This is a genomic window from Vibrio sp. A37, assembly GCF_059777565.1.
The window spans coordinates 1-19,072 of record NZ_JBLNLI010000019.1 but is presented as its reverse complement, the minus strand read 5'-3'; the positions used below and the strand labels follow the sequence as shown (position 1 = coordinate 19,072).

At 42.3% G+C, this 19,072-nt stretch carries 15 protein-coding genes and 1 tRNA gene; 9 read left to right on the top strand and 7 right to left on the bottom strand.

Annotated features, from left to right (window positions below; all coding sequences use genetic code 11):
• The 5 genes from ACM2FC_RS20355 (at nucleotide 1) to hemN (ending at nucleotide 4,102) form a co-directional block, all read left to right on the top strand.
• Nucleotides 1-618 carry a c-type cytochrome gene (locus ACM2FC_RS20355; RefSeq protein WP_498482870.1) on the top strand — a complete coding sequence of 206 codons (618 nt, stop codon included), beginning with the start codon at nucleotides 1-3 and terminating at the stop codon, nucleotides 616-618.
• A gap of 210 nt (nucleotides 619-828) precedes the next feature.
• Nucleotides 829-1,476: a class I SAM-dependent methyltransferase gene (locus ACM2FC_RS20350; RefSeq protein ID WP_498482869.1), complete on the top strand. Its 648-nt coding sequence runs from the start codon at nucleotides 829-831 to the stop codon at nucleotides 1,474-1,476.
• Nucleotides 1,466-2,032, top strand: a complete 567-nt coding sequence (gene yihI, locus ACM2FC_RS20345) for a Der GTPase-activating protein YihI (RefSeq protein WP_498482868.1) — start codon at nucleotides 1,466-1,468, stop codon at nucleotides 2,030-2,032. The genes ACM2FC_RS20350 and yihI overlap by 11 nt, the downstream gene beginning before the upstream one ends.
• A gap of 9 nt (nucleotides 2,033-2,041) precedes the next feature.
• The gene (locus ACM2FC_RS20340) at nucleotides 2,042-2,530 is read left to right on the top strand and encodes a DUF2489 domain-containing protein (protein ID WP_498482867.1); all 489 of its coding nucleotides are present in this window, start codon (nucleotides 2,042-2,044) and stop codon (nucleotides 2,528-2,530) included.
• A 183-nt stretch (nucleotides 2,531-2,713) separates the two neighbouring features.
• Nucleotides 2,714-4,102: an oxygen-independent coproporphyrinogen III oxidase gene (hemN, locus tag ACM2FC_RS20335; protein ID WP_498482866.1), complete on the top strand. Its 1,389-nt coding sequence runs from the start codon at nucleotides 2,714-2,716 to the stop codon at nucleotides 4,100-4,102.
• Here hemN and ilvY read toward each other — a convergent pair.
• Nucleotides 4,089-4,982: an HTH-type transcriptional activator IlvY gene (gene ilvY, locus ACM2FC_RS20330; protein WP_498482865.1), complete on the bottom strand. Its 894-nt coding sequence runs from the start codon at nucleotides 4,980-4,982 to the stop codon at nucleotides 4,089-4,091. The genes hemN and ilvY overlap by 14 nt on opposite strands.
• A gap of 156 nt (nucleotides 4,983-5,138) precedes the next feature.
• On the opposite strand from ilvY, the gene ilvC reads away from it, so the two are divergent.
• Nucleotides 5,139-6,623: a ketol-acid reductoisomerase gene (ilvC, locus tag ACM2FC_RS20325; RefSeq protein WP_498482864.1), complete on the top strand. Its 1,485-nt coding sequence runs from the start codon at nucleotides 5,139-5,141 to the stop codon at nucleotides 6,621-6,623.
• 239 nt (nucleotides 6,624-6,862) lie between these two features.
• Here the strand turns inward: ilvC and ubiK are convergent, their stop codons facing one another.
• The 5 genes from ubiK to ACM2FC_RS20300 all read right to left on the bottom strand — a co-directional run bounded on the left by ubiK (nucleotide 6,863) and on the right by ACM2FC_RS20300 (nucleotide 13,253).
• Complete coding sequence (ubiK, locus tag ACM2FC_RS20320; protein ID WP_498482863.1) at nucleotides 6,863-7,120, bottom strand: ubiquinone biosynthesis accessory factor UbiK; 258 nt, start codon at nucleotides 7,118-7,120, stop codon at nucleotides 6,863-6,865.
• A 120-nt stretch (nucleotides 7,121-7,240) separates the two neighbouring features.
• Nucleotides 7,241-10,387, bottom strand: a complete 3,147-nt coding sequence (locus ACM2FC_RS20315) for a multidrug efflux RND transporter permease subunit (protein ID WP_498482862.1) — start codon at nucleotides 10,385-10,387, stop codon at nucleotides 7,241-7,243.
• Nucleotides 10,388-10,398: 11 nt separating this feature from the next.
• Entirely contained in the window at nucleotides 10,399-11,505 is a 1,107-nt protein-coding gene (locus tag ACM2FC_RS20310) for an efflux RND transporter periplasmic adaptor subunit (RefSeq protein WP_498482861.1), read from the bottom strand.
• An 18-nt stretch (nucleotides 11,506-11,523) separates the two neighbouring features.
• Entirely contained in the window at nucleotides 11,524-12,105 is a 582-nt protein-coding gene (locus ACM2FC_RS20305) for a TetR/AcrR family transcriptional regulator (RefSeq protein WP_498482860.1), read from the bottom strand.
• Between the two features lie 122 nt (nucleotides 12,106-12,227).
• Nucleotides 12,228-13,253 carry a YHYH protein gene (locus tag ACM2FC_RS20300; protein WP_498482858.1) on the bottom strand — a complete coding sequence of 342 codons (1,026 nt, stop codon included), beginning with the start codon at nucleotides 13,251-13,253 and terminating at the stop codon, nucleotides 12,228-12,230.
• Nucleotides 13,254-13,475: 222 nt separating this feature from the next.
• Here ACM2FC_RS20300 and rep point away from each other — a divergent pair, with 222 nt between their 5' ends.
• Together rep and gspD are read left to right on the top strand one after the other, a co-directional pair.
• Complete coding sequence (gene rep, locus ACM2FC_RS20295) at nucleotides 13,476-15,491, top strand: DNA helicase Rep (RefSeq protein WP_498482856.1); 2,016 nt, start codon at nucleotides 13,476-13,478, stop codon at nucleotides 15,489-15,491.
• Nucleotides 15,492-15,947: 456 nt separating this feature from the next.
• Nucleotides 15,948-17,990, top strand: a complete 2,043-nt coding sequence (gspD, locus tag ACM2FC_RS20290) for a type II secretion system secretin GspD (RefSeq protein WP_498482855.1) — start codon at nucleotides 15,948-15,950, stop codon at nucleotides 17,988-17,990.
• Between the two features lie 215 nt (nucleotides 17,991-18,205).
• On the opposite strand, the gene ACM2FC_RS20285 is transcribed toward gspD, so the two are convergent.
• Nucleotides 18,206-18,619 carry a c-type cytochrome gene (locus tag ACM2FC_RS20285; RefSeq protein WP_498482854.1) on the bottom strand — a complete coding sequence of 138 codons (414 nt, stop codon included), beginning with the start codon at nucleotides 18,617-18,619 and terminating at the stop codon, nucleotides 18,206-18,208.
• Between the two features lie 289 nt (nucleotides 18,620-18,908).
• Between ACM2FC_RS20285 and ACM2FC_RS20280 the strand changes: the two genes are divergently transcribed.
• A tRNA-Arg gene (locus ACM2FC_RS20280) sits at nucleotides 18,909-18,985 on the top strand.
• Nucleotides 18,986-19,072 lie beyond the last annotated feature (87 nt).

Here is a 19,072-nt window from a genome sequence, read left to right as displayed (position 1 = left end):
ATGAAAAAATTAGTGCTAATCGTAAGTCTTTTAGCCAGCAGTGCCTTATGGGCTCAAGGTAATATCGAAGCTGGTAAAGCGAAATCCGCAACTTGTGCCGCATGCCATGGTACAGATGGCAATAGTCTTTTGGGCATATACCCCAATCTTGCCGGTCAACATGAAAAGTATTTAGAGAAACAACTCCGTGACCTCAAGCTAGCAATGGAAACTGGTGGTAAGCAAGGTCGAAACAATCCTGTTATGGGAGCAATGGCGCTGCCACTGTCTGATCAGGACATGGCTGATCTTGCCGCTTATTATGCTTCTCTTCCAGCCAAAGAAGGGTCTACACCTGAGAGTGTGGTAGCGCAAGGCAGAGCCTTATATTCTGGTGGTGATGAGGAGAGAGGGTTAACCGCTTGTATTGCTTGTCATGGACCGAGAGGACATGGTGCTAAGCTTTCAGGTATCCCAAGACTTTCTGGGCAACAAGCTGAGTATATTAAGCTCCAACTTGTAGAGTATCGAGCTGGTACTAGAGCAAACGATATGAACGAGATGATGCGTGATATAGCGAAAAAGCTCACAGACGAAGATATTGAAGTGCTATCTCAATATGTCGGTGGTCTTCACTAACTAATTGCTATATCAATAAGTTTTTTATCGGTGCCCTGATATTTATCGGGGCATTTTTATTGCCAATCTTTTCCATTAATACATTTTTAGCTTTTCACCTAGTTTTTCTACAGTCTCTATACAGTCCGATTTGCTGAAAAATAAACCAATAACACTCCACACAAGTCCAGATTTCTGATATGTTTCGCATCCCTAAATGAGGAACAGAGCATGTATCACTGCCCATTATGTCAATCTGAAGAGACACGCCACTTTCATACCGATAAGCGGCGCGATTATTTTCAGTGTCTGGATTGCCATTTGGTCTATGTCGATCCCACTCAGCGTCTGAATGAAAAAGACGAAAAAGCGGAATATGAATTACATGAAAACAACTCTGAAGATGCAGGGTATCGAAGATTTTTATCTCGACTTGCTACTCCTTTGCAGGAGAAGCTTTTACCCAAGTCGCATGGGTTAGACTTTGGATGTGGGCCAGGGCCGACATTATCCTTAATGATGGCAGAAGCCGGGCATCATGTGGAGTTGTATGATCTCTACTTCTATCCTGATAAAAGTGTACTGCAGCAGCAGTATGACTTTATTACTGCAACAGAGGTAATCGAGCACGTTTATCGACCAGATGTTGTTTGGCAACAATGGATAAATAGCTTGAAACCTAGTGGTTGGCTCGGTTTAATGACAAAATTAGTGATAGATGTCGAAGCTTTTTCTAACTGGCATTACAAGAATGATCGCACGCATGTGATCTTTTTTAGTCGCCAAACATTTGAGTTTTTAGCGAAGCGAGACAAGCTCCAGCTAGAATTTATAGGTAATGATGTAATCTTACTGAGGAAAACCAGTAATGAGTCGTAAAAAGAAATCAAGAAAACCAGGTTCCACTGGCGATGTAGACTTGATTGTCACGCGCAATCGCACCGAATCAGACGTTGAAGGTCGCCTGCGTAAGAAATTAAAAAAGCGTAAAGGTCTAAAGACCGGAAACCGCAACTCAGAAGCCAGCGAAGCTCAATTAGCTTCTGGTAAGCAAAAACTCGATCCACGTGTTGGTAGCAAGAAGAAAATACCACTTGTTATTGACACTAAAAAGCCAACTAAGCAAGAGAAGAAACAGTCAGCAGAAAAAGAGCTAGAAATGTTAGAAAATGATGCTCAGTTGAACGTACTTCTTACTCGCATTGAGCAGGGTGAAAAGCTGGGAGCGGGATTGCAAAACTACGTTGATGAGAAGCTAGACCGAATAGAAACTTTAATGAAACAATTGGGTCTATATATTGACGAAGAAGATGAGCTTGGGCCAGAGGCTGAAAAAGAAGTTCCTGTACGAGCTGAAAAAGCATCTAAATCGAAAAGTGAGCAAGACTTGCTCGATAGTTTTGAAAATGTAGACTTGGACGACTTTAAACACTAGAGGTTTAGGATGAACGTGACGTTACTTGCTGTTATTGGTGGCTTAATTGTATGTGGTTTAGCTATTTATGCTGGCTATTTGTTACTGCTTCTTAGGAAGCAAAACAAGCTTCGGGCTAAACATCATCAGCTTGCTATCAGTCAGCGTAACGCCAATATATACGATAACGTGACCACATTGTGTATGGCGGGTATACAAGGTCAGTGTGATTTGTCAGAAATCAGTATTCGTGTATACAACATTATGGATTATGTTCAAGGTGAAGACAGGGTAGACTTTTCTCGAGAGTATCCTGCCATTAGTGAGTTGTACTATATCGTCAAAGATATGGCTCGTGGTGAGGAGCGGCAAGCGCTACCTAAAAAAGAGCGAATGAAGCAAAACTTGACTCGTAATAAGGCAGAAGCTCGGTTAAATGACGTTGTCGTAGAAGAGCTAAAACACTTAAAGGGTCGAGTGAAGCCTCTAAACGATCAAATTGCCGTTCAGATGGTATAAGGGCGATATAATCAAGCTCATTATATTAGATGAGTGATCGCGCTAGCAGCTACGAATGTTTTTTGTCGAAATTTGGATCGCATGGCAATGTTATCGGGTAGTGTGTGGCAAAATGCCCCCATATTAACAATTTAGTATCGCGCCAATAACGTTGGCACTTTGAAGTAAATGATGGAAAACTTTATGTCTCAGCAAGTTGAATTAAGCCAGAACATAGTGTGGGATCAGGCTGTTATTGAAAAATATAACCAAACTGGGCCACGTTATACCTCTTATCCAACTGCCCTAGAGTTACATGAGGCTTTCACTATTTCTGACTTGGATATGGCGTGTACACAATATCCTGACAGGCCACTTTCTCTATATATCCATATTCCATTTTGTCACACACTTTGTTACTACTGTGGATGTAACAAATTTATCACTCGGCAAGAACAAAAGGTGAATGACTACCTTGATGTTCTCGTTCACGAAATCAGGCAACGCGCTTTTTTACTGCAAGGGAGAGAAGTTGCGCAATTGCATTTCGGTGGTGGTACGCCAACTTACTTAACTAAGGAGCAGCTATCTCGTGTGATGGCGACTCTACGAGATGAGTTCGACTTTATAGCAAAAGCTGAAATTAGTATCGAAGTTGACCCGAGAGAGTTCGAGTTGGATAGGCTCGATCATCTTGTTGAAGAAGGGTTTAATCGTCTGAGTATTGGTGTTCAAGACTTCAATAAAACCGTTCAAAAGTTAGTCAATCGGGAGCAAGATGAGCAGCACATTGTCGCGCTTATTAATCGAGCGCGAAAATTAGGCTTTGAATCCGTTAGCTTAGATTTGATTTATGGATTACCCAAACAGACGAAGGCATCTTTTTCCGAGACTATCTTTAAGGTTCTTTCTCTAAGGCCCGATCGCTTATCTGTATTTAATTACGCTCACATGCCAAATGTGTTTGCTGCTCAGCGTAAGATTAATGATGAAGATTTACCGCCAGCAGAAGAAAAGATGGCAATATTGCAAGATACCATTGCTAGCTTGACCAAGGCGGGTTACCAGTTTATTGGTATGGATCACTTTGCTTTGCCTGAAGATGAACTCGCAATGGCACAAAAAAATGGTGAACTGCATAGAAATTTCCAAGGTTATACGACTCAAGGCAACTGTGATCTTGTTGGATTTGGTGTATCGGCGATATCAATGATCGGTGATGTTTACTCTCAAAACCGTAAAAACTTAAAAGAATACCGTAGCCAAATTGACGAAGAGCGCCATGCTTTGTGGCGCGGTGTAGTACTTGATGAAGATGACTCAATAAGAAGCCATGTTATCAAGCAGTTGATCTGTAACTTCAATTTAAACAAAGCTGATGTTGAGTCTGCCTATGGCATTAAGTTCGATGACTATTTCAAAGAAGACTTAGCGCAACTAGAGCCGTTCATTGAAGATAAGTTGGTGACGGCGAATTCAGCAAGCATCGAAGTAACAGCAAGAGGAAGATTACTCATTCGCAATATCTGTATGTGTTTCGATAGATATATGCGAAATAGGCAACGCCAACAGCAATTCTCTAAGGTGATATAGAGAAAGACATGTCGGAAGCTATTTTCCATAGCGCTTGAATCAGTGGGTTGCTAAGATTCGATTTTTGGCAACATAACCCAAGTTTAAAAGGTTTGAGTGGCTCTACATTTAACTTTTGGATGTTTTCTTTCACAGGACTGTAAGAAAGAACGACATCTGGGACAATGCCAACCCCGCATCCTAGTGAAACCATACTTACTATGGCTTCATGACCTGCCTGAGCATATATTTTTGGCTTAAACTTCATCTGCTTAAACCATCTGTTTGCTCTTTCTCGAGTGGTTCCAAGCTCTGGAATAATAAATGGGATCTTTTCCCAATCTGGAGAGTCTTTTTGTAGCTCTTCACTGAAAGTATTTACGCCAATGGGTGCAATCACTGAGAAAGCGTATTCTCCAAACACTTTAAACTCCAGCTTTGGAGGCAAAACATCCGGTATGATAGTTAGCGATATATCCGCTTCATTAGAAACTACTTGATCGACAGCATGGATAGGATCGCCGGTTGTCAGCTTGTATTCGATTAGAGGTTGATGTAATCGAAACTCAGAAATTAATTCTGGCAGGAATATATAACTCGCTGTTACAGAGCAAAAAATCCTTACTTCACCCGTTAATATATGAGTGTCTTGAGTAAATTGAGTTAAATATTGAGTCCATTCGGCGACGATTTTCATCGCTACGGGCAGTAATTTAGCTCCAGCTCTAGTCAGCTCCACCGAGCGGTTATCACGAATGAACAAAGTTTGACCGATGCTTTCTTCTAACTTTTGTACTTGTCGACTTAATGCCGAAGGGCTCATATGCATTGCTAATGCACTCTTTTGAAAGCTTCTGCTATCACATAAGTGAATGAATAACGTCAAAAGTTTTAGGTTCATTATAGCTTTTTCCTTCTTGCAAAAATCGCAATTACTTATTGTAAATATATCACTTTAAGCAAGCTTGCGTTGATACTAATATGAATTCCATCTTTGGTACTCAGCCGGTGAGTCCCTAAAAAGCAAATACCAACAAATTACGATTAGGATACGAAAATGGCGAACTATTTTAATACTCTAAACCTACGCCAGCAGCTAGATCAGCTAGGCCGCTGCCGCTTTATGGACAAAGAAGAATTTGCAACTGAAGCAGATTTTCTTAAAGGGAAAAAGATAGTAATTGTCGGTTGTGGAGCTCAAGGTTTAAACCAAGGTCTTAACTTGCGTGATTCTGGGCTGAATGTTTCTTACGCTTTACGTCAATCTGCAATTGATGAGCAGCGCCAGTCTTTCAAAAATGCAAAAGACAACGGCTTTGAGGTTGATTGTTATGAAAATCTAATTCCTCAAGCAGATTTAGTTATCAACCTAACACCAGACAAGCAGCATAGCAACGTTGTTGAAACGGTTATGCCATTAATGAAAAACGGTGCTGCGTTGGGCTACTCTCACGGTTTCAACGTTGTTGAAGAAGGCATGCAAATACGTGAAGATCTGACGGTTGTTATGGTCGCACCTAAATGTCCTGGTACTGAAGTTCGTGAAGAATACAAACGTGGTTTTGGCGTTCCAACTCTGCTTGCTGTTCACCCAGAGAACGATCCAAAAGGTGAAGGTTGGGACATCGCCAAAGCATGGGCGGCTGGTACAGGCGGTCACCGCGCTGGTTGTCTTGAGTCTTCATTCGTAGCTGAAGTTAAGTCTGATCTACTAGGTGAGCAAACCATTCTTTGTGGCATGCTGCAAACAGGTTCTATCCTTTGCTACGAAAAAATGATTGCTGATGGTATTGATGCTGGATACGCAAGTAAGCTTGTTCAGTATGGTTGGGAAGTGGTTACTGAAGCGCTCAAGTTCGGTGGTATCACTCATATGATGGATAGGTTGTCTAACCCTGCAAAAATAAAAGCGTTTGAGCTTTCTGAGCAGCTAAAAGACCTTATGCGTCCTCTATATAACAAGCATATGGATGACATCATCACTGGTAAATTCTCAAGCACTATGATGGCTGACTGGGCTGAAGGCGATAAAGATTTGCTTCGTTGGAGAAAAGAGACGGGTGAAACGGCTTTCGAAACTAGCCCTGAGTCTGACGTTGAAATCTCTGAGCAAGAGTACTTCGACAACGGTATTCTGATGATTGCCATGGTTCGTGCTGGGGTTGAACTTGCGTTTGAAGCAATGACGTCTTCTGGCATCATTGATGAATCCGCTTACTATGAGTCTTTACATGAGCTGCCGTTAATCGCGAACCTAGTTGCGCGTAAGCGTCTATATGAAATGAATGTTGTTATCTCTGACACTGCGGAATACGGTACTTATCTATTTGCTCACGTAGCAACGCCATTGTTACGCGAGAAGTTTATGCCGACAGTATCGACTGACGTTATTGGTCGCGGCCTTGGTGAAGAATCTAACCAAGTAGATAACTCTCGTTTAATCGAAGTAAATGACACGATTCGTAATCATCCAGTAGAGTACATTGGTGAAGAGCTACGTGGTTACATGACAGATATGAAGCGCATCTCTGTTGGCGGTTAATCACTATTAATGACAGAGTTATGATGGCGTCTTGTTAAAAGTTTGAAGTTCGTCATTGTAACAAAGCGTTAAAATTATTAACTTAACGCTAATCAATACAGTAGAGATGGCTTAGAGCCACTTAAATTGGTTAAATATAAATACAACCAAACACATCAAAAATAAAAAGCTTGGTCGCCGTTGACCAAGCTTTTTTCTTTTCTGCTGTTTATTTTTTAAACAGAGTGTAGACTGAGCTGCTACTCTTCACCTTTGTCTAATTTAGCTTCTAGTTCAGAGAGCTTTTGCTCCATTTCTGTGAGCTTTTGTCTTGTTCTCATGAGAACTTGAGTCTGCACGTCAAATTCTTCACGGCTAACGACATCAAGCTTGTTTAATTGGCCTTGAATGACTTGGCGAACCTTCTGCTCAACATCCGTTCCTAAATCTTTTACGGGTTGAGGCATCGAGTCATGAATTTGCTTCGCTATCTGTTCTAGTTTCTTTGGATCAAACATGGATTTACCGCTCCTATTTTATTGATGACATTTTATTGAATTAGGCAGCAAATGTCGTTAGCTGGTTAAAAAAAAGGCCACCGAAGTGACCTTTGATTGAAGTTGAATGCTTGATTCAAGCTAAGAAGAAGGGTTATCACTTTCTTTTAACTGCTTGCATGCGGCCTTCGCTTCATCAATACGCGCAAGCTTTTCCAAATCTTTGTCTTCGACAAATATTGGCAGAGGCTTGTGTTTTTCTGCAAGGAAGGTATAGATAACTGGCAATACGAACAAAGTAAAGATTGTACCTATCGCCAATCCAGCTACGATAACCAAGCCGATATTGAAACGAGCGTGTGCACCAGCACCCGTTGCGTACAGTAAAGGTATCAAACCTGCAATCATCGCTGCAGTTGTCATTAAGATTGGACGAAGACGGGTCTTCGCTGCAATCATTACGGCTTCCATTTTCGAGCGTTGATTGTGTAGCTGCTCCTCTTTTGCTACTTCACATATCAAGATACCGTGTTTGGAAATCAAACCAACCAAGGTTATCAATCCAACTTGAGAGTAGATGTTCATTGATGCTATTCCAAAGAACGCCCCCCAAGCGAGTGCTACCAAGGCTCCGCATATCGCAAGTGGTACAGATACCAAGATGACTATTGGATCTTTTAACGACTCAAACTGAATTGCCAAGACTAAGAAAATAATCGCGACAGCTAAAGCGAATGTCATGTAAAGAGCATCACCTTCAGCCATATATTGCCGAGACTCACCTAGGTAAGCGTGGCTATAGCCCTTCGGTAGTGTTGATGCTGCTGTCTGTTGTACCCAATCAATTGCGGTACCAATAGCGGTGCCTGGGGCTTGCATCATACTGATGGTAGCTGAGTTTAGCTGATCAAAGTGAGGCAGGGCACGTGGTTCTCCGACTATTTTGATTGTCACGAAGCTACTCAAAGGAACCTCTTTCCCGTTTGAAGAGCGAACATAGTACTGCTTTAATGATTCAGGGTTTAAGCGCCATTTACGTTCAACTTGAGGAATCACTTCATAAGAGCGGCCATCGATATTAACGCGGTTAATTTGAGCATTTGACATCATGGTACTGAGCGTTTTACCGATATCTTGCATGGTCACGCCGTATGCACCCGCTTTCTCTTTGTCGATGTTGATTTTCATCGTCGCAGAGTTGAAGTTCAGATCCAGCTCGGAGAAGACAAACATTGGGTTTGCTTTAATCTTATCGAGCATTTCTGTCGCAACACTATACAAGTTTTGGAATGAGTTTGGCGTAGAGATAACCAACTGGATTGGTAACCCTGAACCTGCACCCGGAAGCTCTGGCATCTGGAACGCCGCGATGTTCATCCCAGGGATGTCTTTCACTTCTTCACCAACGCGTTTAGCAATTTCAGCCTGGCTCGCCGTTCTATCGCCCCATGGTACTAGAGTTGCGATACCTAAAGCTTGGTTAGATTCAGGTACACCCGTAAATACCATTGAGAACTTCACTTCTGGCTGCTTAGATAGAATCTTGTTCACGTCATTCATGGTGTTACTGAGATAGTCCAAGTTCGCGTTTGCTTCCCCTGTACCCATCAGCATAAACACACCATTATCTTCTTTTGGTGCGAGTTCACTAGGTATGAACTTGAACAATATTGGCAATACAGCAAACACGATGACAGCAAACCCAATCACAACAGGGCGGTGTTTCATGATAGCGGAAAGCGCTCTTTCGTATTTGTCTGTCAGTTTATCTAAACCAGAGTGTACTTTACTCTCAAACTTACTTGGCTTTTGATTCGCCTTGATCATTTTTGAGCACATCATTGGCGAGAGGGTTAACGCCAATATGCCTGATATAAATACGGCGCCAGCTAAGGTTAGGGCAAACTCTTTAAATAACGAGCCAGTCAAACCACCCATTAGGGCTATCGGTGAATAAACGGCAACGAGGGTTAACGTCATCGCAATTACTGGTAGAGCTATTTCCCTCGTCCCTATAATAGCTGCCCTAAATGGCGATTCTCCCATTTTTATATGCCGGTCAACGTTTTCTAACACCACAATGGCGTCGTCCACCACCAGACCGATGGCGAGAACCATGGCCAACAATGTCATCAAGTTCCAAGAGAAACCAAACATTTGCATGACCATTGCCACACCAATGAGTGACAGTGGGATAGTCACAATTGGGATGATAACGGCTCGGAAAGAACCTAAGAATAGAGTGATTACAGCAAGTACAATAAGTGCTGCTTCACCAATAGTTTTTATGACTTCAGTGATAGAATCATTGATAGCGATCGTTGAGTCATACATGATTCGCATTTGGATGGTGCTTGGCAGGTTTTTCTCCAAATCAGGCAGCATCTTACGAACATCTTTAGCAATATTTATTGGGTTTGCTGTTGGGGTTGAGTTGATTGCAGCAACAACCGCTTGCTCACCGTTTGCACTGGCACGGAAAGTATCACGGCTTTTCGTCAGAGTGACTTTAGCAACGTCACCCAGACGAACGATATTGCCATCGTCTTCTTTAACGACCAGTTTTTCCAGCTGATCTGCTGTATTGGCTTGTGTATCGGCATCACCGTTATACAGAACAAATAAGCCAGTTGCCTGACCTGCTGCGGATTGATAGTTGTTCTCTTGCAATACGTTGTTAATGTCAGTCGCAGTGATATTCAGCGCTGCCATTTTGGCAGGGTCTAACCAAACGCGCAGTGCGTAATCAGTACCACCGTACATGGTGACCTTTGAAACACCACCTACTGTGACAAGCTGAGGATTAACGACTCGTTCCAAATAATCCGTTAACTGGCTGGTATTTAGAGTTTTACTCGTAAAGCCCAGATACATAACCGCAGTACTGGAGTCAGCAGATACCGATACCGTGGGATCTTCTGCATTGCTTGGTAGCTGAGATTTAACTGAGTTTACTTTCGCCATGATATCGGCAAGCGCAGCATTCGGATCAGTATTGAGCTTCATGTTCACCGTAATGGTTGAAGTGCCCAGTACTGAGGACGATGTCATATAGTCGATATTATCGGCCTGAGCGATGGCTTGCTCTAATGGTTGAGTGATAAACCCTTGGATGGTATCAGCACTCGCACCATAGTAGCTTGTGGTTACAGTAACCACAGTGTTTGTCATTTTAGGGTATTGTCGAACGGGCATCTTGAAGGCTGCTTGTAGACCAAGCAGCGCAATTAAGAAACTGATCGATACCGCTAAAACTGGACGTTTTATGAAAACATCTGTAAAGCGCATGAATCCTCCAATTACAGCATTGGTATTTTAGCTGGTGGGTTGGTGGCAGTGTCTTTAACAACTCTCACCTTAGAATCGCCAGACAAGTGAATCTGGCCAGATGTCACCACCACGTCTCCAGGTTTTACACCACTAAGAATATGGGCAATTCCACCAGTACGCTCTCCAACGGTAACCACCTCTTGTTTCGCGCGTTTCACACCATTGACGTCTTTCACAATGTAAACATTGTCACCGTATAAGTTATAGGTGATAGCGGTTTGTGGCAGAGTGATTTGATTTGGCACTTCTGGAAGAAGGATATTCGCTCTAGCGAACATACCGCTCAGTAACTTACCGTCGCTGTTAGGGATATCAGCTTGGATTTGAATTAAGCCACTCTGTGAATCAACGGCAGGTTCAATCGCTTTGATAGAACCTTTGAATACTTGGTTTGGGTAGGCATCAACGGAAATATCAACTTCTTGGCCAACTTTGACTTTAGAAATGTCGTTTTGAGGGATAGTGAAGACAAGTCGCATCACACTGGTGTCTTCCAGTCGAACAATTTCTGTACCAGACTGAACATACTGACCAAGATAGACGTTACGAATACCGAGTACACCAGAGAATGGAGCTTTGATATTACGCTGATCGATAGTGGCTTTGAGGCTTTTAATTTGCGCAACTAGAGATAAGTAGCTTGCCTGTGCATCATCGAAAGCTTCTTGTGATACAGAGCCTTTTTGATAGAGGTCTTTGTAGCGCTTGTATTTGGCAGCAGCGGCTGGGAGGTTTGCTTCAGAACTTTGTAGGTTCGCGATTTCAATATCTGAATCGAGCTCTACAAGCGGTTGGCCTGCTGTTACTTTCTGCCCTGATTCAAACGAAATCTTGTTGATTACACCACTAGTTTCACTGGAAACAGTGACACCCTGATGAGGTTCAATAAAGCCGATTGCTTGAATGACAGGTTTCCAGTTCGTTGCCTTTGCCGTTACTACCGTTACTGGATAGTCTGGTTCAGGCCTATTCGCTAAAAATTCTGATATTTTCTTCTCTTTAAACATATTGATACCGATAACGCTGCCGAAGAGTACCAGCGCTATCAATAGCATTATCAAGGTCCACTTTTTCATTCTATTCAGAACTCCAAATTAGTGAGTGATTATTGCATCCCAGCAAGCTTCTAAAGTTGACTCAAGCACATCATCATTAGCTTCGTAGAAGCCCAATGCATGTTTACGAGCCAGCTCAACACTTGCTTCAAAACTTAGTACAGCAAGAATTTCGTTATCAAGGGGTTTAAACAGGCCTTGTTCTTTACCTTGATTGAAAAGTTTATGCACTTCCGTGAATACCTGCCAATGTTGCTCGCGCAAGTTATAGTTACATGTTGTTGGCAGTGACTCATATTGCATTCGATTGCTTATGGTTTCTACGTTTGAACTAGCAAATTTCCATATATTAAACCAGATAGTTCGAAACCGGAGTTTAAGTGGCATATCGTCACTCAAACCAAATTGTGTAACCTCTGCTACTCTTGTAATGACCGAAAGTCTCACTTCGTTGAGTAAGTGATCTTTATCGGAGAAGTAGCGATAAATCGTGCCTGCGGCCACACCAGCACTTTTCGCAAGCTTGTGCATTGAAAAGCCTTGGACTCCATACTCAGCAACAAGCTTTTCAGCAGCAGCCAAGATTTGTTGACGTTTATCAATAGGTTCCGTAATGGACATGGGTCAACCTAAAACTACCAGTGAATGAACGTTCATTCATTATAGTATAAATACAGTATATAGATGCAAGTAAAGATTGCATTTTGAGCAAATTATTTGCTTTTAGGTTTCCTTTCGATCAATTAGTTCCATGTGCTGCCACGCTGCGGCGGGGGAGCTCCTTTCCTATTATGATGGCCTCTTGGTCTTGGCCTTTCGTGAGAATGATGACCAGGCTTGGGCTTATTAAAGGATTGGTCCGGTGTTCCTTTAAAGCAATTTATAACGTATGGGTAACTATTTGTTACATAATAACCATACTGGCCATTGAGTGTCATGCCATTACATTCATCTAAATCCCCTGAGCCAGCAACAAAGATGTAGTCATCACGATAGGTTCCATCATATTGGCCTCCAGGGTTACCAGAACCCGAAGGTCGATTGCCTTTTTTAAGTTGAAAACTTGACTTTGCTGGGCGGATAGCGCCACTGTCATCAAAGAAAGGGCCGAATATTGGAAAGCCGTCGGCAGCAAAGCCGATCACTGGTGAGATCTGTTTATTGTTGTTTATGAATAGTGCATTGGGAGTTGCGTGATAATGGTAAGTACCATCTGGTTGAGCGTGAGCATTGTGAGAGTCGGTTTTGAAGTCACTATAAGTGGCGGCTGGATCATATCGCCACTTTTGGCTCATATTAAAACAACCAATCTTCCCGTTGCCGACACCGTAGCAACCGGCAGCGAGTAAATCGACTTTGACACCATTTAAAAAAACTGCGTTATCAGTTCTTAATGATAAAGGTGTTACTGACGGAGCAAATTGTGGGCTTTGCGTAACTTGATACTTTTGGTTTTGCGGTGTCACCTCATTGGGAAAGGAGCGCTCCCCATCGTTGTACGAGTGATTGGGTATCGCGTTACTTTGGAAGCTGCATTTGTTTCCTTCCACCAAAATGGTTAAGTAAGCTGTTCGAGTTTGACGCTCATTTATGTCTTTTGCTGTTGCCGTATATTGACCGACATAATCTGCGCAATTCGTACTGCGTTTTTTCAAAATTTTATCGGTGATATCTTCTCCACTACCAGAGGTAACGGTATAGCTAGCTATAGATGAAAATGACAGTCCTAAGGAGAACACAGCGGTGATACTAGGTTGAATTAAGCGCATATTCCTTCCTAAGATAAACGTTGATGTCCATGTACTAGTGTAGAAACGAATAGAATATAACCACTTATTATGACAGGAATTTGTGAGCATGTAGGCGAGATTTCTTTCCCTAAATACAGCGTAAAACCATTTAATTGTGTTGGCGAATTACGGATTCTAATAGTAATCACTTACACTCACGATTAAGATAAGCGCCAATAAATAGCCAGATTAGAGATCAAGATGAAGCTGAACGAGCGACAAAATGAAGCAGTTAAATATGTTTCTGGACCATGCCTAGTGCTTGCTGGAGCAGGGTCTGGTAAGACTCGTGTTATTACCAACAAAATCGCGTACCTTGTTCAGCAGTGTGACTACAAAGCTAGAAATATTGCTGCTGTCACCTTCACCAACAAAGCAGCCCGAGAAATGAAAGAAAGGGTTGCACAAACGTTAGGTAAGAATGAAACACGCGGTTTGATGATTTCCACCTTTCATACTCTAGGTCTTAATATTATTCGGAGAGAATATAAAGAGCTTGGCTTGAAGGCTGGCTTTTCTCTTTTTGATGATCAAGACCAATTGGCTTTATTGAAGGAGCTGACGGAAAAGCAGCTTGATGGCGATAAAGATTTACTGCGCCAGCTCATGAGCGCTATCTCAAATTGGAAAAACGACAACACTTCTCCAGAACAAGCCAAGACTCAAGCGCAAGGGGAACAGGGAGAGCTATTCGCATTTTGCTATGAGATGTATCAAATTCAGATGAAATCTTATAACGCGCTAGATTTTGATGATCTTATCTCTCTCCCTGTTACTCTACTTAAACGTAATCAAGAAGTTCGTCAACGCTGGCAAAATCGAATTCGTTATCTGTTGGTAGACGAGTATCAAGATACCAATACCAGCCAATATGAGTTAGTAAAGCTGCTTGTGGGAGAGCGCGGCCGATTGACAGTGGTTGGCGATGACGACCAGTCAATTTATTCATGGAGAGGGGCGAAACCACAAAACCTAGTGCTATTGGGACAGGACTACCCTAATTTGCGCCTTATAAAGCTTGAGCAAAACTACCGCTCAACTAGCCGGATATTACGTGCAGCCAATATACTGATAGCGAATAACCCCCATGTTTACGAAAAGACGTTATTCTCTGAAATCCAAGAAGGTGAGACGCTCAAAGTACTTTTGGCTAAGAACGAAGAGCATGAAGCAGAGCGAGTTACCGGGGAAATTATCGCACACAAATTCCTCAATCGAACCGAGTATCGAGACTACGCGATACTCTATCGAGGTAACCACCAATCTCGCCTAATCGAAAAGTATCTAATGCAAAACCGAGTGCCTTACAAGCTGTCTGGCGGCACTTCATTTTTTGCTCGCGCTGAAATTAAAGACATCATGGCGTATTTGCGAGTTCTGGTGAATGCAGATGATGACAATGCATTTCTGCGCATCGTCAATACGCCACGGCGTGAGATAGGCCCAGCCACATTAGAAAAACTGGGCACATACGCCAATATGCGTGGCAAAAGCTTGTTCGAAGCAAGCTTTGAAATAGGTCTAGAGCAGCACCTGACCGGTCGGGGATTAGAAAACCTGCGCCGATTTACCAGTTGGCTAGTTAAGATGTCAGACAATGCCGAAAGAGGCAATACTGTAGAAGTCGTTCGGTCTTTAGTTCGTGATATCAACTATGAAGATTGGCTTTACGAAACGTCAACCAGCGCCAAAGCAGCAGAGATGAGAATGAAAAATGTCTCAGATCTTTACTCTTGGATAGTGGCTGATCTTGAAGGAGATAACTACGATCAAGAAGTGAAAACGCTAAAAGAGGTGGTTCAACGTTTAACTCTCAGAGATATGATGGAAAGAGGGGAAGAAGACGAAGATACCGATGCTGTTCAGTTGATGACTCTGCACGCTTCAAAAGGGTTGGAGTTTCCGTATGTTTACTTGATTGGTGCGGAAGAGGGCATCTTGCCACACCAAACGAGTATCGATGACAATGAAATAGACGAAGAAAGACGGCTTATGTACGTTGGTATTACTCGTGCGCAACGAGAATTAAGTTTTATTGTTTGTAAGGAGCGGCGTCAATTTGGTGAGCTTATTAAACCCACTCAGAGCCGTTTCTTAGATGAGCTGCCATTTGATGATATTGAATGGGAAGCCAACAAGAAGCCTGTTTCTCAAGAAGAGAGAATGGAAAAGGGGCAAGCTCATATCGCCAACTTGAAAGCGATGTTTAAGAAATAAATGCCACTCGCATGGAAGTTCAACTGAACTGACTTTTTAACAGTCATTGTTCCCGCAATAATCAGAATAACCAAATTTCCTATTAGTTCTAGCCCTTTAGATAAAGTGTTTATCTAAAGGGCGTTTGTATTAACGCTTTTATTCTACTGTGAGAAAAGTGCGCCAACGTCGGTGTAGAACCCGTTGCCACTTCTTAGTTCTCTTGCTTCCCCCAGCTTTAACAATAGGTTAAAAATTTTCCATATGATGTTCGGAACTCTTTATCGTTTTTCTCCTCATAACTGACAATACCTCAAAAAGATAAATGGATGAGATTTTATCAACCTAGATAATTCAATGAAGGGACTCCAAGGGATATCAATAACAATTTGTTATGTCTGCAATCTTAGTGATAGGTAGTGGTTGAATGTTGGCTTATAAGGCCTGTCCAGTTTTTAGCAGGTAGAGGAAGGAAAGTTGAAGTTTTGGTTTAAAAAAAGTGTCTGGTTATTAGTTCTTAGTTTGTTAACCATTCCTATGTTGGCATTTGCAGAACAGTACACAGTGAATTTTCAAGGTACTGAGATTCAAGAGTTTATTGATAGTGTAGGGAGAAACTTAGGGAAAACTGTCATCATTGACCCATCTGTGAATGGGAAGATAGACGTTAGAGGCTATGAGCCTCTGAATGAAAAGCAGTATTACAGTTTGTTTTTAAATGTTTTAGAGGCTTACGGATTTGCAGCCATTACATTGCCCGACGGGGTGGTGAAAGTTGTAAGAGCGAAAGATGCAAAAACTTCATCGGTTCCTGTTCTTTTTGGAGATGAGAAGGCGAATTTCAGTGATGAAGTCATTACTAGGGTGGTCAGTGTACACAACGTGTCGGTGAAAGAGCTATCTTCCATCTTAAGTAAACTTATCGATAATGCCGGAGCTGGGAATGTTGTTCATTTTGACCCATCTAATATTATTCTAATCACTGGGCGGGCTAACACAGTCAATAAGCTGGTTGAAATTATTCGGCGCGTTGATCAAATTGGCAATAAAAATGTGAAGATAGTTGAGCTTAAAAATGCCAATGCTGCTCAGGTTAAGAGTACTGTTGAGTCTTTGATTAAATCCGATAAATCTCAAAACGTATCTGGCAGTATGCAACCTAAGTTAGTGGTGGATGAAAGAACTAATTCAATATTAATTTCAGCGAACCCTGATTCAAGAGCGAGAATCGTTCGTTTAATCCACCAGCTTGACGTAAAATTAGCCACCAATGGAAAAATCCAAGTGGTGTACCTAAAGTACGCGAAAGCAGAGGATTTAGTGAAGATATTGCAACATGCTGCTCAGATGCTCGAAGGAGAACAAGCCGCCAAAGGTAAAGATAAATCTACAGATGTTGCAATAGATGCATATAAAGACGTCAATGCGTTGGTCATCACCGCGTCTCCCACCATCACGAAGGCATTAAAGTCGATGATAAAGCAACTGGATATTCGTCGAGCTCAAGTGTTGATTGAAGCAATGATTGTTGAAATGAGCGAGTCACAAGGTATTAGTCTTGGCGTTCAGTGGGGGTCACTATCCAGTGGTTCTGTCGTGCAATTTAGTAATACAGGAGTGCCAGTCGGAAACGTAATGACCGGGCTTGAAAGTGCTAAGGATACAACAACGACAACAACATATTGGGATTCTGATTCGAGTTCATGGGAAACCTACTCATCGACTAACTCAGGGTCATATGATGATTTGTCCTCAACTTTAAGTAGTGTGAATGGGGCTGCGGTTAGCCTAGTTATGGGAGATTGGACGGCGCTCATCAGTGCGGTTTCGACTGACTCTAGTGCTGATATATTGTCTTCTCCAAGCATTATGGTTTTGGATAATAGTGAAGCCAATATTATTGTCGGTGAAGAAGTTCCAGTAGTGACGGGATCTACTGCGAGTTCGAATAACTCTAACCCATTCCAAACAGTGAGTCGCAAAGAAGTAGGAATTAAGCTGAAGGTGACACCACAGATTAATGAAGGCAATGCGATTAAGTTAAATATTCAGCAAGAGTCGTCTAGTGTACTACCTGCCAATGGCGCGGTGGATGTGCGATTTGCTAAGCGTCAGTTAAATACCAGTGTCTTGGTTAACGATGGTCAAATCATTGTTCTTGGTGGTTTGATAGATAAACGTGCTGTCGAAAGTAAATCGAAGGTCCCAGTGCTCGGAGATCTCCCTCTTATAGGCGCGCTATTTAGGTCGACAACAGATAGTGTTGAAAAGAAAAACCTGATGGTATTCATTAAACCAACGATTATTCGTACAGGCGTTGCAGCGAATAAGATCACTGAGCGTAAATACAATTATATCCGTGCTGAACAGCTTTACAAAGCCGATAAAGGAATGGACTTACTTAAAGGTTCTAATTCTCCGGTGCTACCAAAGTTTGGTGAAGAGGAAAATCATGCCCCTGAGTTGCAGGTGATTATTAATCAAGTAAATAAGCCACATGACGAAAAAGCAAAAGGCTGAAAAGCGAAGAGTTTAGGTCGTTGATGGGGTTTTAGTGTATTTAAAGAGCTTTAATACTAATTGGCTGAGTCGTTAAAGCTCGCTACACGAGAACGTGAATTTCTGTCAGCACCTAAGCTGGAAAGCTCGTTACACAGTGCCTGTTTAGAGGGCACTTCTTGACTTTTAGAGCCACGAAGTGCCAGACATATAGTGATGTTTTGAGGCTAATTGCTCTACATGCCTTCAATCATATGATTAATAGCAGCAACGATTTCATCGTCTGAGCAATCCATACATGTCCCTTTAGGTGGCATGGCATTGAGACCTTCGATTGCGTGTTTTTTTAGAATGTCTTCACCTTGCGCTATACGTGGTGCCCAATCTGCGGAGTCACCCGTTTTAGGAGCACCGCTTACGCCTGAAGCATGACATGCAACACAGAAAGTGTTGTACACAGCAGCCCCATCTCTTGGACCACTTGGAGCTACCGCTACAGGCTCATCGCCAGAGAGATAAACACTACCAACGGGCTTTATGCGTTCGGCAATAGCGTCATATTCTTCTTGGCTAATGTTTGCGGCAAATGCGGCAGATGATAGACCGAAAATAGTGAACAGGACGCATACCAAGCGTCGAGATATATCCATTAAACTCACTTTGCTTTCCCTAGGTAAGTACGTGCTTACTTATTTCTTATCACACGTATTGATAATTTAGAGTTATTATCTGTTAAACCAATGTAAACAGTGGTTAATTATAAGCAGATAAGTTAACGCAATAAACTACAAGTTTTCAGCTTCAAGGGGTTTATCACATCCAGAATCGAGTTTTATTGGCTTTAATTGCTGAAAAAGACACCAAACAAGAAAAAAAGTTGAAAAAGTACTAGACGATCTACAGTGATATACGTATTATTCCACTCCGCCGATAGGGCATGCGCCCGTAGCTCAGCTGGATAGAGCGTTGGCCTCCGGAGCCAAAGGTCGAAGGTTCGAATCCTTTCGGGCGTGCCAATTCCATGAAGGAATTGATCGGTGAAAAAACTATGGTGGCTATAGCTCAGTTGGTAGAGCCCCGGATTGTGATTCCGGTTGTCGCGA

Bases quoted from the DNA above. Each gene is read 5' to 3' on its own strand.
- ilvY (WP_498482865.1), bottom strand. From the start codon at position 4,982: ATGAACCTAAAACTTTTGACGTTATTCATTCACTTATGTGATAGCAGA.
- ilvC (WP_498482864.1), top strand. From the start codon at position 5,139: ATGGCGAACTATTTTAATACTCTAAACCTACGCCAGCAGCTAGATCAG.
- ACM2FC_RS20310 (WP_498482861.1), bottom strand. From the start codon at position 11,505: ATGAAAAAGTGGACCTTGATAATGCTATTGATAGCGCTGGTACTCTTC.
- ACM2FC_RS20300 (WP_498482858.1), bottom strand. From the start codon at position 13,253: ATGCGCTTAATTCAACCTAGTATCACCGCTGTGTTCTCCTTAGGACTG.
- ACM2FC_RS20285 (WP_498482854.1), bottom strand. From the start codon at position 18,619: ATGGATATATCTCGACGCTTGGTATGCGTCCTGTTCACTATTTTCGGT.
- ACM2FC_RS20355 (WP_498482870.1), top strand. From the start codon at position 1: ATGAAAAAATTAGTGCTAATCGTAAGTCTTTTAGCCAGCAGTGCCTTA.
- yihI (WP_498482868.1), top strand. From the start codon at position 1,466: ATGAGTCGTAAAAAGAAATCAAGAAAACCAGGTTCCACTGGCGATGTA.
- ACM2FC_RS20340 (WP_498482867.1), top strand. From the start codon at position 2,042: ATGAACGTGACGTTACTTGCTGTTATTGGTGGCTTAATTGTATGTGGT.
- rep (WP_498482856.1), top strand. From the start codon at position 13,476: ATGAAGCTGAACGAGCGACAAAATGAAGCAGTTAAATATGTTTCTGGA.
- ACM2FC_RS20305 (WP_498482860.1), bottom strand. From the start codon at position 12,105: ATGTCCATTACGGAACCTATTGATAAACGTCAACAAATCTTGGCTGCT.
- hemN (WP_498482866.1), top strand. From the start codon at position 2,714: ATGTCTCAGCAAGTTGAATTAAGCCAGAACATAGTGTGGGATCAGGCT.
- ACM2FC_RS20350 (WP_498482869.1), top strand. From the start codon at position 829: ATGTATCACTGCCCATTATGTCAATCTGAAGAGACACGCCACTTTCAT.
- ubiK (WP_498482863.1), bottom strand. From the start codon at position 7,120: ATGTTTGATCCAAAGAAACTAGAACAGATAGCGAAGCAAATTCATGAC.
- ACM2FC_RS20315 (WP_498482862.1), bottom strand. From the start codon at position 10,387: ATGCGCTTTACAGATGTTTTCATAAAACGTCCAGTTTTAGCGGTATCG.